Source organism: Streptomyces incanus (assembly GCF_042656345.1).
In the GTDB taxonomy this organism is placed as follows: Bacteria; Actinomycetota; Actinomycetes; order Streptomycetales; family Streptomycetaceae; genus Streptomyces; species Streptomyces incanus.
Genome location: NZ_JBHSPC010000046.1, coordinates 155,150 through 169,967, shown reverse-complemented (window position 1 = coordinate 169,967; position 14,818 = coordinate 155,150). Strand labels below are relative to the sequence as shown.

At 70.2% G+C, this 14,818-nt stretch carries 10 protein-coding genes, 3 tRNA genes and 2 pseudogenes; 8 read left to right on the top strand and 7 right to left on the bottom strand.

Annotation, left to right across the window (positions count from 1 at the left end):
• Window positions 1-52: 52 nt before the first annotated feature.
• Both dnaG and ACFP2V_RS17830 read left to right on the top strand, forming a co-directional pair.
• Complete coding sequence (gene dnaG, locus ACFP2V_RS17835; RefSeq protein WP_381212825.1) at window positions 53-1,993, top strand: DNA primase; 1,941 nt, start codon at window positions 53-55, stop codon at window positions 1,991-1,993.
• Window positions 1,994-2,085: 92 nt separating this feature from the next.
• On the top strand, window positions 2,086-3,468 hold the full coding sequence (locus tag ACFP2V_RS17830) for an RNA polymerase sigma factor (protein WP_381212822.1): 1,383 nt from the start codon (window positions 2,086-2,088) through the stop codon (window positions 3,466-3,468).
• Window positions 3,469-3,502: 34 nt separating this feature from the next.
• Here ACFP2V_RS17830 and ACFP2V_RS17825 read toward each other — a convergent pair whose 3' ends face one another.
• Window positions 3,503-4,726 carry an RNA-guided endonuclease InsQ/TnpB family protein gene (locus tag ACFP2V_RS17825; protein WP_381212819.1) on the bottom strand — a complete coding sequence of 408 codons (1,224 nt, stop codon included), beginning with the start codon at window positions 4,724-4,726 and terminating at the stop codon, window positions 3,503-3,505.
• A 14-nt stretch (window positions 4,727-4,740) separates the two neighbouring features.
• Here ACFP2V_RS17825 and ACFP2V_RS17820 point away from each other — a divergent pair, with 14 nt between their 5' ends.
• On the top strand, window positions 4,741-4,899 hold the full coding sequence (locus tag ACFP2V_RS17820; RefSeq protein WP_381212816.1) for an Arc family DNA-binding protein: 159 nt from the start codon (window positions 4,741-4,743) through the stop codon (window positions 4,897-4,899).
• Between the two features lie 174 nt (window positions 4,900-5,073).
• Here the strand turns inward: ACFP2V_RS17820 and ACFP2V_RS17815 are convergent, their stop codons facing one another.
• The 4 genes from ACFP2V_RS17815 to ACFP2V_RS17800 all read right to left on the bottom strand — a co-directional run bounded on the left by ACFP2V_RS17815 (window position 5,074) and on the right by ACFP2V_RS17800 (window position 10,726).
• Window positions 5,074-7,002, bottom strand: a complete 1,929-nt coding sequence (locus ACFP2V_RS17815) for an ABC transporter ATP-binding protein (protein ID WP_381212813.1) — start codon at window positions 7,000-7,002, stop codon at window positions 5,074-5,076.
• A complete protein-coding gene (locus ACFP2V_RS17810) occupies window positions 7,002-8,735 on the bottom strand; it encodes an ABC transporter ATP-binding protein (RefSeq protein WP_381212810.1) in 1,734 nt (577 codons plus the stop codon). Before ACFP2V_RS17810 ends, ACFP2V_RS17815 begins: the two co-directional genes overlap by 1 nt.
• 146 nt (window positions 8,736-8,881) lie before the next feature.
• Window positions 8,882-10,336 (bottom strand): xylulokinase, encoded by a 1,455-nt coding sequence (locus ACFP2V_RS17805; RefSeq protein WP_381212807.1) that lies wholly within the window; start codon window positions 10,334-10,336, stop codon window positions 8,882-8,884.
• Between the two features lie 84 nt (window positions 10,337-10,420).
• Window positions 10,421-10,726 carry a YtxH domain-containing protein gene (locus tag ACFP2V_RS17800; RefSeq protein ID WP_381212805.1) on the bottom strand — a complete coding sequence of 102 codons (306 nt, stop codon included), beginning with the start codon at window positions 10,724-10,726 and terminating at the stop codon, window positions 10,421-10,423.
• A gap of 182 nt (window positions 10,727-10,908) precedes the next feature.
• On the opposite strand from ACFP2V_RS17800, the gene ACFP2V_RS17795 reads away from it, so the two are divergent.
• The 4 genes from ACFP2V_RS17795 (at window position 10,909) to ACFP2V_RS17780 (ending at window position 12,212) form a co-directional block, all read left to right on the top strand.
• Window positions 10,909-10,981 (top strand) — tRNA-Asn (locus ACFP2V_RS17795).
• Window positions 10,982-10,986: 5 nt separating this feature from the next.
• Window positions 10,987-11,059, top strand: a tRNA-Asn gene (locus ACFP2V_RS17790).
• Between the two features lie 204 nt (window positions 11,060-11,263).
• Window positions 11,264-11,337: transfer RNA gene (locus ACFP2V_RS17785), tRNA-Ile, on the top strand.
• 749 nt (window positions 11,338-12,086) lie between these two features.
• Entirely contained in the window at window positions 12,087-12,212 is a 126-nt protein-coding gene (locus ACFP2V_RS17780; RefSeq protein WP_267893674.1) for a hypothetical protein, read from the top strand.
• Window positions 12,213-12,351: 139 nt separating this feature from the next.
• Here ACFP2V_RS17780 and ACFP2V_RS17775 read toward each other — a convergent pair.
• Window positions 12,352-12,630, bottom strand: a pseudogene (locus tag ACFP2V_RS17775) (PfkB family carbohydrate kinase); the annotation flags it as partial.
• Window positions 12,631-12,793: 163 nt separating this feature from the next.
• Window positions 12,794-13,513: pseudogene (locus ACFP2V_RS17770) on the bottom strand (PfkB family carbohydrate kinase); the annotation flags it as partial.
• Window positions 13,514-13,740: 227 nt separating this feature from the next.
• Here ACFP2V_RS17770 and ACFP2V_RS17765 point away from each other — a divergent pair.
• Complete coding sequence (locus tag ACFP2V_RS17765; protein WP_055595809.1) at window positions 13,741-14,733, top strand: LacI family DNA-binding transcriptional regulator; 993 nt, start codon at window positions 13,741-13,743, stop codon at window positions 14,731-14,733.
• Window positions 14,734-14,818: the final 85 nt, after the last annotated feature.

The following is a 14,818-nucleotide window of genomic DNA, read 5'->3' as shown; positions in this document are numbered from 1 at the left end:
CGGGGCGGACGCCTCGGATCCGGCCGCCGGCGGACCGCCGTAGACTTCACGCGTGGCTGGACGGATCAACGACGAGGACGTGAAGGCGGTACGGGACGCGGTCCCGATCGACGCCGTGGTGTCCGAGTACCTCCAGCTGCGCAACGCGGGCGGCGGCAACCTCAAGGGCCTGTGCCCGTTCCACGACGAGAAGTCGCCGTCCTTCCAGGTGAGTCCGAGCAAGGGGTTCTTCCACTGCTTCGGCTGCCAGGAGGGCGGCGACACCCTCACGTTCGTGATGAAGATCGACCACCTCTCCTTCTCCGAGGCGGTCGAGCGCCTCGCCGCCCAGGCCGGCATCACCCTGCGCTACGAGGAGGGCGGGTACAACCCCGCCCACCAGCGCGGCGAGCGCATCCGCCTGGTCGAGGCCCACCGGATCGCCGCCGACTGGTACATGGAGCAGCTCGCGACCTCCGCCGAGGCGGACACCGGCCGCGCCTTCCTCGCGGAGCGCGGCTTCGACCAGGCGGCCGCCCAGCACTTCTCCGTCGGCTACAGCCCCCAGGGCTGGGACCACCTCACCCGCTTCCTGCGCGGCAAGGGCTTCACCGACAAGGAACTGATCCTCTCCGGCCTCTCCCAGGAGGGCCGCCGCGGCCCCATCGACCGCTTCCGCGGCCGTCTGATGTGGCCCATCCGCGACATCGGCGGCGAGGTCGTCGGCTTCGGCGCCCGCAAGCTGTACGAGTCGGACAACGGGCCGAAGTACCTCAACACCCCCGAGACGGCGATCTACAAGAAGTCCCACGTCCTGTACGGCATCGACCTGGCGAAGAAGGACATCGCGAAGTCGTCCCGCGCGGTCGTCGTCGAGGGCTACACCGACGTCATGGCCTGCCACCTCGCCGGCGTCACCACCGCCATCGCCACCTGCGGCACCGCCTTCGGCGGCGACCACATCAAGATCCTGCGCCGACTGCTGATGGACAACGGCTCGGCCCGCGTGATCTTCACCTTCGACGGTGACGCGGCCGGCCAGAAGGCGGCCCTGCGCGCCTTCGAGGACGACCAGAAGTTCGCCGCCGAGACCTACATCGCCATCGCACCCGACGGCATGGACCCCTGCGACCTGCGCCTCGCCAAGGGCGACGACGCGGTCGCGGACCTCACCGAGCCCCGCACCCCGCTCTTCGAGTTCGCGCTCCGCCACATCGTGGGCCGCTACGACCTGGACACCCCGGCCGGCCGCGCCGCCGCCCTCGACGAGGCCGCCCCCGTCGTCGCCCGCATCAAGAACAGCGGTGCCCAGCACGAGGTCGCCGTCCAGCTCGCCGGCATGCTCGGCATCCTCGACACCCAGTTCGTGGTCAAGCGGGTGGCGCAGCTCGCCCGCTGGGCCCGCGACCGCGGCGGCAAGGGCCCCGCCCCCGACCGGCAGCAGCACGGCCGGGGCGGCGGTGGCGGCCCGCAGCAGTACGGCTCCGCCCCCGGACCGGCCTTCCCGCGCGGCCCCGCCCTCAACCTGCGCAACCCCGTCTTCGCCACCGAACGCGAACTGCTCAAGCTCGCCCTCCAGCGTCCCGAGCTGGTCTCCCCGGCCTTCGACGCGTACGGCCTCGACGAGTTCACCGCCCCGGTGTACGCGGCGGTGCGCCAGGCCGTCCTGGACGCGGGCGGCGTCGAATCCGGCGTTCCCGGCTCCCAGGACTATCTGATCCGCGTCCGCGAGGCGGCCCCCGACGACACCGTCCGCGCCATGGTCACCGAGCTCGCCGTCGAGGCGATCATGCTGCACCGGGGCGTCAAGGAGGTCGACGAGACGTACGCGGGCGCCCAACTGGTCACCGTCCGCCGTCGCGCCGTCGAGCGCCGCATCCGCGAGATCACCGGGCGGCTGACCCGCGTCGCCTCCCAGGGCGACCCGGCCGAACTGGCCTCCGTGCAGAACGAGCTGTGGGTCCTCCAGCAGTACGACCAGGCCCTGCGCGAACACGGCGCGGCGGCGCTGTAGGCAGGTCGTAACCGCCGGGTCACCGCGCGGAAGCAAAAAGTCGTCGCACGCCCCTCGTGGGGACGATGTGTCGTACCCCACACTGGGGGGCGGTGCCTGAGTCCTCGGAGCGCGGCCGCTCCGTCCCCGACGGGTCCCGGACCCCCGCGGCCACGCTCATCGCGTACGGGACGGACAGCGGCGAGGCCGTCGGCTCCGCCCCCGAAGTACCGCTGCCGCCCCCCTCGGCAGCGATCACCCTGGAGGTCGCCCCGGTGCAGACCCAGATCCAGACCCTCACCCAGTCCGCCGCGCGTACGGCCGGTGCGCGGCCCGACGCGGATGTCCTGGTGGCGGTGCCCGCACAGAGCCGGCCCGCGCACCACCCGGAGACGGAGCCCGGACCCCCGTCCGCGGCGCTCGATCCGGGGAATCCGGCGGACCCCGCGGACGCGGCGGACCCCATGGAGGCGGCGGACCCTGCGGACGCGGCGGACCCCATGGAGGCGGCGGACTCCGTGGAGGCGGCGGATCCCGTGGAGGTGGTGGAGGCGGCCCCGCCGCCGGTGCGCACCGAGTCCGGCAGCCCCTCCTCGGACCTGTTCCGGCAGTACCTGCGGGAGATCGGCCGTATCCCCCTGCTCACCGCCGCCGAGGAGGTCGAGCTCGCCTGTCGCGTCGAGGCCGGCCTGTTCGCCGAGGAGAAGCTGCGGCTGGCCTCCGACCTGGACAGCAGGCTCGCTCTGGACCTGGACCGGCTCGTCGTCATGGGCCGGATGGCCAAGCGGCGGCTGATCGAGGCCAACCTGCGGCTCGTCGTCTCCGTCGCCAAGCGGTACGTGGGCCGCGGACTGACCATGCTGGACCTGGTGCAGGAGGGCAACCTCGGCCTGATCCGGGCCGTGGAGAAGTTCGACTACGCGCGCGGCTACAAGTTCTCCACCTACGCCACCTGGTGGATCCGCCAGGCCATGTCCCGGGCGCTGGCCGACCAGGCCCGCACCATCCGCGTCCCCGTGCATGTCGTCGAACTCATCAACCGTGTCATCCGTGTCCAGCGCCGCATGCTCCAGGAACGCGGCTGTGAACCGACCACGGACGAGGTCGCCGCCCAGCTCGACCTGGCCCCCGAGCGGGTCGGCGAGGTGCTGCGGCTCGCCCAGGAGCCCGTCTCCCTGCACACCCCGGTGGGCGAGGAGGACGACGTCGCCCTCGGCGACCTCATCGAGGACGGCGACGCCGCGAGCCCTGCCGAGTCGGCCGCGTTCCTGCTGCTGAGGGAGCACCTGGAGGCGGTCCTGTCGACGCTGGGGGAGCGGGAGCGCAAGGTCGTCCAGCTCCGCTACGGCCTGGTCGACGGCCGCCCCCGCACCCTGGAGGAGATAGGCCGCATCTTCGGCGTCACCCGCGAGCGCATACGCCAGATCGAGTCCAAGACCCTCAGCAAACTCCGCGACCACGCCTTCGCCGACCAGCTGAGGGGCTACCTGGATTGACTGCTCCTCTCCCTGACCGGAGGGGATTCCTGGCTCAGGCCGCCTCCGGGAGCAGCGCTCCCGGAGGTCTTACGCCCTCGACACCAGCCGGGGCCAGACCAGCCCGGATCAGCATCACGCGGGCGGAGTTCTTGTCCCTGGAGGACACGGTTCCGCACGTGGTGCAGGTGTAGGTACGTTCCGACAGTGGCAGGCGGTGCTTGGCTCTTGCTCCGCACTGCGCGCAGTCCATGGTGGTGTGCATGGGGTCGACCAGGTGCACGATGCGGCCGTGCTTCCGGGCCATCTCGATCAGGGCCTGTTTGGTGGCTCCGATGGAGGCGTCGGCCGCCTTGCGTGCCATGGTCGACCTGGCGAGGAACTTCGGTTTGAAGTCCTCGACGGCGATGGCGTCGTGGTCGGTCACCACGCGTTTGGCCCACTTGCGGGCGGTGTCCTGCCGCTGCCGGGCCACCTTCTTGGAGGTCTTCGCGGCCTGCCGCTGTGCCTCCCGGTAGCCCTTGGACGCGGTCTGCCCCTTGGCGGGGCGGCGGCGGGCCATCATCCGCTGGTACCGGGCCAGGCGTTGTGAGGCCTTGCGGCCGTGTTCGGCGTGCGGGAGGTCGTGCGCGTCCGAGGTGGTGGTGGCGGTCTCCTTGACGCCCCAGTCGATGCCGAGAACGGTGCCCGTGCCGGGGAGCGATTGCACTTCGGTGGCGACGACGAACGATGCGTACCAGTGGCCGAGGCTGTCCCGGTACACCCGCACCGACGAGGGAGCGGACGGCAGTTCACGCGACCACACCACGGTCGGGGCGATGCCGCCCGCGAGGTGGAGGCGGCCGTCCTTCAGGCGAAACCCGCGCTTGGTGTAGTTCAGCGTCGGGTTGGCGTCACGCTTGCGCTTGTGCCGGGGCATGCCCGCGCGCTGTCTCACCGGCAGACGGCGTTCCATGTCCTTCAGCGCCTTGGAGCGGGACGTGGCGAAGTCCCGGATCGCCTGCTGCTGCGGGACGCTCGCGCCGTCCCGCAGCCACGACAGCTTGCCGCGGACCTCGGTCAGCATCTTGTCGAGCTGCGCCGGACCGCACGTCAGCTTGCCGCCGGAGTGCGCCTTGTTGCGGGCGTGCACCTGCCGGGACTTGGCGACACATTCGTTCCACAGCCACCGGCACCGGTCCCACTCGGCAAGGAGCGCGGTGCGGGCGGTCGACGAGAGGCGAAGCCGGTAGGTGTACCGGGCTTGCCCGGCCTCCTTGACCATGCGTGGTGTCGCCATGGCATCATTTTAGCATGGCCGATGAGAAAAGAATCTCCCTCCGACTCCCCACCGACCTGCACGCACGGCTGGTCGAACAGGCTCGTGCGGACCGGCGGTCCCTCAACTCCGAGATCATCCACCTGCTTGAGGTCGCCCTCACCAACGCGGGTGGAAACGGCGAATCGCCCTGACGGCGATTCCCCTTCCCTGCCACGCTCCGCAGGGGTCCGCTTCTCCCCCGCAAGCGGGAGGCACCCCCACCCTGGCCTGAAGTCCGGGGCATCCTCGGAGGTATCCGGTGAACGGGAAGGGAGCCGCTCGCGGAAACCCGCAGGCGGCCCCCTTGGGCAGAACCGGGGCAGGCCCTAGTCGACCTCCACCACCGCCTGCGCGAACTGCGCCCGGTACAGGCGGGCGTAGGCCCCGCCCGCCGCCAGCAGCTTCTCGTGGGAGCCCTGTTCGACGATCGAGCCGTTCTCCATGACGAGGATCGTGTCCGCGTCCCGGATCGTGGAGAGCCGGTGCGCGATGACGAACGACGTACGCCCGTGCGCCAGTTCGGCCATCCCCTTCTGGATCAGCACCTCGGTACGGGTGTCCACGGAACTCGTCGCCTCGTCCAGCACCAGGATCACCGGGTCGGACAGGAACGCCCGCGCGATGGTGATGAGCTGCTTCTCACCGGCGCTCACCCCGCTGCCCTCGTCGTCGAGCACCGTGTCGTACCCGTCCGGCAGGGTGCGGACGAACCGGTCGGCGTGGGCCGCCCGCGCAGCCTCCTCGATCTCCTCCCGGGTGACCTCCCGCGAGGCGCCGTACGCGATGTTCTCCGCGATGGTGCCGCCGAACAGCCAGGTGTCCTGGAGCACCATGCCGATCCCGGCCCGCAGTTCGTCCCGGGACATGCGCGCTATGTCGACGCCGTCGAGCGTGATGCGCCCGCCTGACACCTCGTAGAACCGCATCAGCAGGTTCACCAGTGTCGTCTTGCCCGCGCCGGTCGGGCCGACGATCGCGACCGTGTGCCCCGGCTCCACCGCGAGCGACAGGTCCTCGATCAGCGGCTTCTGCGGGTCGTACCGGAACGACACCTGCTCCAGCGCCACCCGCCCGCGCAGCTCGGCCGGCTTCTCGGCCGGCGAGACGTCGGCCGACTGCTCGCCGGCGTCGAGCAGTTCGAAGACCCGCTCCGCCGACGCGACACCCGACTGCACCAGGTTCGCCATCGAGGCGACCTGCGTCAGCGGCATCGAGAACTGCCGCGAGTACTGGATGAACGCCTGCACGTCACCGATAGACAGCGAACCCGACGCGACCCGCAGCCCGCCGACGACCGCCACCAGCACGTAGTTGAGGTTCGACACGAAGAGCATCAGCGGCTGCATGACGCCGCTGTTGAACTGCGCCTTGAAACCGGCCTTGTACAGCGCCTCGTTCTCCTCGGCGAACCGCTTCGCCGACTCCTCCTGCCGCCCGAACACCTTCACCAGGGTGTGCCCGGTGTACATCTCCTCGATGTGCGCGTTGAGCCTGCCCGTCGTATGCCACTGCTGCACGAAGTGCGGCTGCGACCGCTTGCCCACGCGGGTGGCGATCACGAACGACAGCGGCACGGTCACCAGCGCGACCAGCGCCAGGATCCAGGACACGTAGAACATCATCGCCAGCACCCCGATGACGGTCAGCAGCGAGTTGATCAGCTGGCCCATCGTCTGCTGGAGCGTCTGCCCGAGGTTGTCGATGTCGTTGGTCGCCCGGCTCAGCACCTCACCGCGCTGCCGCTTGTCGAAGTACGACAGCGGCAGCCGCGACAGCTTCGTCTGCACGTCCTCGCGCATCCGGTACATGGTGCGGTTCACGGCGCCGTTGACCAGCCGCGTCGCGACCGCCATCAGCAGGCCGGCGACCACGAACACCGCCAGCGCGAACAGCAGGACGGTGCCCACGGCCGTGAAGTCGATGCCCTCGCCCGGCGTGAAGTCGGTGCTGCGGAGCATGTCCGCGACACCGCCCTCGCCGCGCTCCCGCATCGACTCCAGCACCTGCTCCTTGGTGGCCCCGGCCGGCATGTCCCGTCCGACGATGCCCGCGAAGACCAGGTCGGTCGCCCGGCCGAGGATCTTCGGCCCGATCACGCTGAGCCCCACACTCAGCACCACGCAGGCCAGCAGCCCGTAGATGGTCAGGCGTTCCGGCCCGAACCGCGCGATGAGCCGTTTGCCCGACTCCTTGAAATTCAGCGACTGGTGGTCGGGGCCCATCCCGGCTCCGGCCCGCGCCATCGGCCCGGCCATCAGGCGGCCTCCGCTTCCGTCAGCTGGGAGAGCACGATCTCCCGGTAGGTCTCGTTGTCCGCCATCAGTTCGTGATGCCGGCCGGTGCCGGCGACCCGGCCCTCGTCCAGGACCACGATCCGGTCGGCGTCGCGGATGGTCGCCACCCGCTGGGCGACGATCACCACCGTCGCCCCGGCGGTCTCCTCGGCCAGCGCCGCCCGCAGCGCCGCGTCGGTCGCGTAGTCGAGCGCGGAGAAGGAGTCGTCGAAGAGATAGATCTCGGGGCGCCGCACCAGCGTCCGCGCGATCGCGAGCCGCTGGCGCTGGCCGCCGGACACATTGGTGCCGCCCTGCGCGATCGGCGCGTCGAGCCCGCCCTCCAGCCGCTCGACGAACTCCCTGGCCTGCGCTACCTCCAGCGCGTGCCACAACTCGGCGTCCGTGGCGTCCGGATTCCCGTACCGCAGATTCGTCGCCACCGTCCCCGCGAACAGGTACGGCTTCTGCGGCACCATCCCGACCGTCCTCGCGAGCAGCGCCGGTTCGAGGTCCGCGACGGGCACGCCGTCCACGAGGACCTCGCCGTCGGTCGCGTCGAACAGCCGGGGGACCAGCCCGAGCAGCGTCGACTTGCCGCTGCCGGTCGAGCCGATGACGGCGGTGACCTCGCCCGGACGGGCCACCAGGTCGACCGACTTCAGCACCGGCTCCTCGGCACCCGGGAAGCGGAAGCCGCCGCCCCGGATCTCCAGATGGCCGTGCCGGGGCAGCTCGGTGACGGGCGCGGCGGGCGGCACGACGCTGGAGGAGGTGTCCAGTACCTCCTGGATGCGCTCGGCGCACACCTCGGCCCGCGGAACCATCATGAACATGAAGGTGGCCATCATCACGGACATGACGATCTGCATCAGATAGGCGAGGAACGCGGTCAGGTCACCGATCTGCATGCCCCCGCTGTCGATCCGGTGCGCGCCGAACCACACCACCGCGATCGACGACAGGTTCACCACCGTCATCACCACGGGGAACATCAGTGCCAGCAGATTGCCGGTGCCCAGCGACACCTCGGTCAGCTCGGCGTTGGCCTTCCCGAACCGCCGCTGCTCGTACGCGTCCCGGACGAACGCCCGGATCACCCGGTTGCCGGTGATCTGCTCGCGCAGCACCCGGTTCACCGTGTCGAGCCGCTCCTGCATGGTCCGGAACAGCGGACGCAGCCGCCGTACGATCAGCGTCACCGAGACGCCCAGCACCGGCACCACCGCGACCAGTACCCCGGACAGCGGCACGTCCAGACCGAGCGCCAGCACGATGCCGCCCAGACACATGATCGGCGCCGACACCATCAGCGTGAACGTCATCAGCGCCAGCATCTGGATCTGCTGGACGTCGTTCGTCGTACGGGTGATGAGCGAGGGGGCGCCGAAGTGGCCGACCTCACGCGCGGAGAAGGACTGCACCCGGTCGAAGACGGCCCCCCGCACGTCACGCCCCAGCGCCGCCGCGGTCCGGGCGCCGTAGTACACGGCACCGACGTTGCACACGACCTGTGCCAGCGAGATGCCGATCATCAGGGCGCCGTAGGACAGGATGTAGCCGGTGTCCCCCTTGACGACACCGTCGTCGATGATGCCGGCGTTGAGGGTGGGTAGGTAGAGCGTGGCGCAGGTCTGCAGGAACTGCAGCAGCACCAGAAGGACGATAGGTCTTTTGTACGGCCGGAGATGAGTCCGAAGTAGTCGTATGAGCACGCTGAATCTCTCGGGTGGTCGGCAGGAGCGAGTGGTTGCCCCTGGCCCCTATCGTCGAACACTCCACCCGTGTTACCTCAACCGATTTAATCCGCGGTTCCATGGACCGACGGATGCGCGGCCCGCACCGCCCGCCGCCCGGCCGGTCACATCCGGAACGCCCCCGGATGGGTCTGTTCGCGCACCGACACGAACTGCTGGCGTATCGCCTGCCCCACCGCCAGGTCCTCACCCGGCTCCAGCACCTGCGCCGCCGCGCCCTGCCAGACCGGCGGCGTCCGCGGGTCGAGGGTGCCCTGGGACACCCCGAGCGCCCACGCCGCCTGCCGGGCGGCGCCGATCGCCGCGTAGTCCGCGGGCTGCGGCACCACCACCTGCGCCCCGAACAGCGAGGGCGCCGCCGCCTGCACGGCGGGCAGCCCCGCGGCCTGGCCCAGCAGGAACACCCGCCGGACCTCCACGCCCCGGCCGCGCATCACGTCCAGCGCGTCCGCGAGCCCGCACAGCATGCCCTCGAACGCGGCCCGCGCCAGGTGTTCCGGCTTCATCGACTCCCGCCGCAGCCCCGACAGGGTCCCGGCGGTGTGCGGCAGATTCGGCGTCCGCTCGCCCTCCAGATAGGGGAGCAGCACCAGCCCGTGCGAACCCGGTGTCGACTTCATCGCCAGGCCGGACAGGCTCTCCAGATCGGGCAGCCCGAGCAGTTCCGCGGTCCCGCGCAGGGCCCGTACCGCGTTCAGCGTGGTGACGACGGGCAGATGCATCCCGGTGGCGTCCGCCAGCGCGGTGACCATGCCGTTCGGGTCGTAGAGCGCCTCGGGGTGGACGGCCATGACCGAGCCGGACGCGCCCAGTGACACCACCGCGTCGCCCAGCCCGATCCCGAGCCCGAGCGCCGCCGCCATCGTCTCCCCGGTGCCCGCGGAGATCAGCAGCCCCTCCGGGGTGGCACCGGCCGCCTCGGCCGGGCCGATCACCTCCGGCAACATGGTCTGGTGCCCGAGCGCCAGCTCCACCAGATCGGGCCGGTAACCCCCGGTCGCCGCCGCCCAGTAGCCGGTTCCGGACGCACCGCCCCGGTCGGTGGTCCGGCGCCCCGGACGGCCCAGGAGCTGCCACACCAGCCAGTCGTGCGCCTGGAGCAGCACGGCGGTGCGCGCCGCGTTCTCGGGCTCCGTACGGGCCAGCCAGCGCAGCTTCGTCACCGGGTGCGCGGCCTGCGGAACGCTGCCCACCGCCCGCGCCCACGCCTCACGACCGCCGAGCGCGTCGATCAGATCGGCCGCCGCGACCTGGGTCCGCCTGTCGGTACCGACCATGGCGGGCCGCACGGTGTTGCCCTGGGAGTCCAGCGGCACCAGCGCGTTCGCCTGCGCGGAGACCCCAATGGCCTGCACGCCCTCGAGCAGTCCACCGCCCGCCGCCTCGCCCAGCGACAGCAGCCAGTTCTGCGGATCGACGTCGGACGGACGGCCCGTGCCCTGGGGGTTGTCCACCGGGTGCGGCGCATACCCCTGTTTGAGCACGGTCCCGCTGTCCGCGTCACAGACGACGATGCGAGTGAAATCGGGCGCACTGTCCAACCCGGCGACTATCCCCATGGCCAAAATTCTGCCGTACCCGGCGACGTCGCGACGCCGGGCGGTCCGCCGAGGGCTCCCCGCCGGGTGTCACCGGTGTCCCGGTCAGGTGTTGCTCGTCCCCCAGTCGTCCTCGCCGGAGCCCTGCGAGGTGCGCTCGCGCAGGGTGCGCACCCGCTGCGCCATCGAGTCCGGCATCCGGTCGCCCACCTTGTCACTCACCGCGTGGTAGGCCCGGCCCGCGATGTCCCGGCCCTGCTGCGCCGCGGTCTCCGCGGTGTTGCGCACGGCGGGGTTCTGCGCGAACCGTTGCGCCGACTTCTTCAACTGCTCGTAGCGCTCGCGCCCGGCCCTCGTGCCCAGCACGTAACCCAGGACGACTCCGGTGACGAACGTGAGCCGGTAACGCATGGCGGCCACCCTTCCCTTGTGTAGGACTGTGTGCGGGTCTGCACAGGTTTCCGGTTGCGGCGACGGCGCCGGAGAGTACCGATTGGCGAAGCACCCCCCTGCTTGCGCTAATGTATGTGTCGCAGAGAGCGCGCGCCCCCTGGCGGATACCCAGGAGGGTGCGTTCGATGCAGACGAGGCATTCCTCCGTAGCTCAATTGGCAGAGCAGCCGGCTGTTAACCGGCAGGTTACTGGTTCGAGTCCAGTCGGGGGAGCTCGGTCCTCCGTAGCTCAATTGGCAGAGCAGCCGGCTGTTAACCGGCAGGTTACTGGTTCGAGTCCAGTCGGGGGAGCATGCTGAACGAGGACCCCCTGGGGGGTCCTTTTTCATGCCCGGTTCACGTCCTGGTCGACCGCCTGGAGGAACCGTGCGGGCCCGGAGGCAGTCTTCGGGGTCGCGAAGGGGAGCCGTGCCTAGTCGATCATCGAGGCAGGAGATCGTATGAGCGGCTATGCTGCGGCAGACGACACGCACACCTGTGCGCGACACGCCGCTTGGGGCGGTAGCTCAGCCGGTTAGAGCAACGGACTCATAATCCGTCGGCCGTGGGTTCGAGTCCCACCCGCCCCACCTATACAGGTCTCTGACCTGCGGAAACGTTCTTTTTTGGCTGTCGGAGCGTCAACTTTGCCTGAACGGACTGAATCCGCTGCTCGTGAGTTTGGGGGCGGCTCGGTCTGTGACAGCTGGTGGCCTTCTGACCTGCACGAATGCGCGTAGGTGCGTAGCCAAGGAGACGTGTTCTGCTGGGCCGCGCTGCGTAGGGCCATGAATTGAGGCCATCCTGAGGCCGCTGGTAACGAGGACAGTGTTATCGATGATCCTGTGCTCCGGTCGGCGCAGGTGGGTCGAGGCGTTCGACGTGGTGGCCGTCTGGGTGTGCGGCGCGCGAGAGTGTGCGTCGTGGTGATGGCCGGTGGGCGCCAGGAACTGCCCCAAGAGGAAACGGCCCCGAGCGGTCACTCGGTCCTCTCGTGTGGTGCTCCGTGGTTCATGTGGTCAGGACGTCGGGGCGGTCGAAGACGGGTCTCGTCCAGCTGCTCAGGTTACGGACCGCCGGCAGCTGAGTATGTTCCGATGCCCGGTCACTGTCGGTGTGACAGCCGGCGGCTTCGACTAACGCGTCTCAGATGGATCACCTCCGCTCGCGCGGTGAGCACGGCGAGGGTGCCGGTGTCCGGGGAGAAGGCAAGGCGGCCGAAGAAGTCGTGAAGCTGTTGTCTTTCCGGACTTGAGGACGGTATCTCCGCTGGTCAGGCGGGTCGGTGATTCCGTGGGAGCCATGGCCTGTCGTGTCGTCGCTCCCCGGGAGGTCGCGGATGCCGTCGGTTGTCGGACTGCTGGAACAGCACGAGCTCGCAGCTCGCCGTCGGGTCGACGAACTGCGCGAGGAGGCCGACCGCATCCAGGCCGAGCTGGCAGACCTCACTGAGAGCCGCACCTGATCTCAAGCACCGCTCGGCTCCCCGGCTCTGCGGCTCCGCAACCATGACGACGCCATGGCAACAGCGCGTACGGGGTGCCGGCCGTGTGGATTCGACGCCCGTTCCCGCAGTCCTGTCTGCGGGAACGGGCATGCCACGTTCAGGCATGCGGCAGGAGCTGTTCCACGCCGGCCTCCATCGCCGCTTCGTCCACCCAGGGCGGGTTCGCGCCGTGGACGGAACAGGTCACGGCGGCCACGTGAGCGGCGAAGGAGCAGGAGTCGGTGACGTCCTCGAGGCTCAGTGCGTCGAGTCGCCCGCCAAGGTGTCCGAGGGCGGCGAGGCGGTGGAGCAGGCCCGCAGTGAAGGAGTCCCCGGCGCCGACGGTGTCCACAACGTCCACGGCCGGGGCTGGGACGGTGACGCGGAGGCCGTCTAGGCCCGCACTTCGCGGGTCACCCGTTAGTGAAGGCTCAGCGCATGATCACCGACCGGTTCCCGCCGCGATCGGTTGCCCGATGACAATCACGCCGCCGGGCCGACCGCCCGTGGACCGATCCCGATCACTTGATCTTCACGATCGAGGGACCCGCGAAGTACGGGTCTAGGGAGGCAAGGGCGCCGCGCCCGCCGAAGGTGATGACGACGAGGCGCGCGCCAGCGGCATGCCAGGTGTCGCACGCCTCCTCAGGGCCGACGCCGGGCAGGAGCAGCGCGAGGTCGTCCTCGCTGAGGCGAAGGATGTCGGCGAGGGCGCACCAGCGGGGAAGCCGTTCGCGGTAGACGGAGGGCGATACGAGCAGGGGCCGGACGTTGGGGTCGATGGACACGGTGACGTGCTCGCGCGCCCTGGCGAGATTGTCCTCGATGCGGCTGCCGCCGGGCTGCTGTATCAGCGCCAGGAAGCCAGTGTGCAGGCAGGCCGCATCGTCCAGCCGGGCGCCGGCGAGTTCGTCGTCGGTCCACTGCCAGTCGGCGGCGCTGTCGGCATAGAACGTGTAGGTGGCCTGGCCGGAGTCGTCGAGGTCGGCGACGGCGAGGGTGCTGGGCTCGGGGGCGGCGGTCACGCTGCCGGTCAGGTCGACGCCGGAGGCACTGAGGCGGGCATGGAAGAGGGCGCCGAAGACGTCGTGGGAGAACCGCCCGAGGAAACGAGTCCGGGTACCGAGCCGGGCGAGGGCGACGGCGGTGTTGGCGGGGCCGCCACCGGGCAGGGCGCGCAGCGCGAGTTCATCGGAGCTGGACCGGGCGGGGTCGGTGAAGGCGTCGGCGACGCACTCGCCGAGGACGGTGACGCTGCTGGGGGCCTGGGGTCGGGCCATGGTGGTTGTTTGCCTCTCTCGGGAAGAGCGCGGGGGGTGAAGGGCACCGGGCCGGTGGCCTGATGCGGCCCATGCACAGGTATTGACATGCCGCTCAAGACGCACGTAACTTCCCTGCCACACGGAAGTAACGCGCGTTATTAAAGCGCGAAACCGGAGGTGCTGTCTCACCGCCGGACGGCCGAAAGGGACTGGAAGTGGCCACGAACAGGACGCATCGCGTGACCATGAGCGATGTGGCGCGCCACGCGGGTGTCTCGCGGACCACCGTCTCCTTCGTCCTCAACGACAAGCCCGGCGCCGCCATCCCCGAGGAGACCCGTCGGCGGATCCTGGAGGCGATCGACGAGCTCGGCTACCGGCCCAACGCCGGGGCGCGGGCGCTGGCCGCGAACCGCAGCGGATGGTTCGGGCTGATCACCGAGATCGTGACCGGCCCCTTCGCGACCGAGGTGATCACGGGTGCGCAGAGCCGCGCCTGGGGTGACCGGAGGTTCCTGCTGATCGCCGCGAGCGAGGGCGACCCCGCCCAGGAGGCCGCCGCGCTCGACCAGATGCTGGAACACCGGGTGGAAGGGCTCCTGTACGCCACGACCTGGCACCGGGCCGTCACGCTCCCCAAGGCCGCCCGGGAGGTGCCGACGGTGCTCGTCAACTGCTACGACGCGGAAGGTGAGCTGCCGTGCATCCTGCCCGACGAGGTGTCGGGCGGTTACAAGGCGACCCGCCGGCTCCTGGACGCCGGTCACACCCGCATCGGGTTCATCAACCTCGACCCGGCGATCCCGGCGGCCATCGGCAGGCGCGAGGGGTACGAACGTGCCCTGCGCGAGGCCGGGATCACCCCCGACCCCTCCCTCGTCGTCCCCGGCTGGGCCACCGCGGACAGCGCCTATACCGCCGCCTGCGAACTCCTTGACCGCCCGGCCGGCGACCGGCCGACCGCGCTGTTCTGCGGAAACGACCGGATGGCGATGGGCGCGTACGACGCGATCAAGGAACGTGGGCTGCGCATCCCGCACGACGTGGCCGTGGTGGGGTTCGACAACCAGGAACTCATCGCCGCCTATCTGCGGCCGAAGCTGACGACGCTCGCCCTGCCCTTCGAGGCCATGGGCACCAAGGGCATCGACATGCTCGCCGCTCTCGCAGCGGGGCAGCCGCTCGACACCCGTCAGGTGACGATCGACTGCCCGCTGCTCGAACGCTCGTCGGTCTGACCGCTAATCAGTCCGCCGAGGAATCCCATCCCGTCTTCGCCCTGTGTGTTGAAGAGAGGAAAAGAGTCTCCATTATGGCACCCTC

Excerpts from the sequence above, each read along its gene's own strand:
- ACFP2V_RS17825 (WP_381212819.1), bottom strand. The coding sequence starts at position 4,726 with ATGGCGACACCACGCATGGTCAAGGAGGCCGGGCAAGCCCGGTACACC.
- ACFP2V_RS17820 (WP_381212816.1), top strand. The coding sequence starts at position 4,741 with ATGGCCGATGAGAAAAGAATCTCCCTCCGACTCCCCACCGACCTGCAC.
- ACFP2V_RS17815 (WP_381212813.1), bottom strand. The coding sequence starts at position 7,002 with ATGGCCGGGCCGATGGCGCGGGCCGGAGCCGGGATGGGCCCCGACCAC.
- ACFP2V_RS17805 (WP_381212807.1), bottom strand. The coding sequence starts at position 10,336 with ATGGGGATAGTCGCCGGGTTGGACAGTGCGCCCGATTTCACTCGCATC.
- ACFP2V_RS17800 (WP_381212805.1), bottom strand. The coding sequence starts at position 10,726 with ATGCGTTACCGGCTCACGTTCGTCACCGGAGTCGTCCTGGGTTACGTG.
- ACFP2V_RS17780 (WP_267893674.1), top strand. The coding sequence starts at position 12,087 with ATGCCGTCGGTTGTCGGACTGCTGGAACAGCACGAGCTCGCAGCTCGC.
- ACFP2V_RS17765 (WP_055595809.1), top strand. The coding sequence starts at position 13,741 with ATGAGCGATGTGGCGCGCCACGCGGGTGTCTCGCGGACCACCGTCTCC.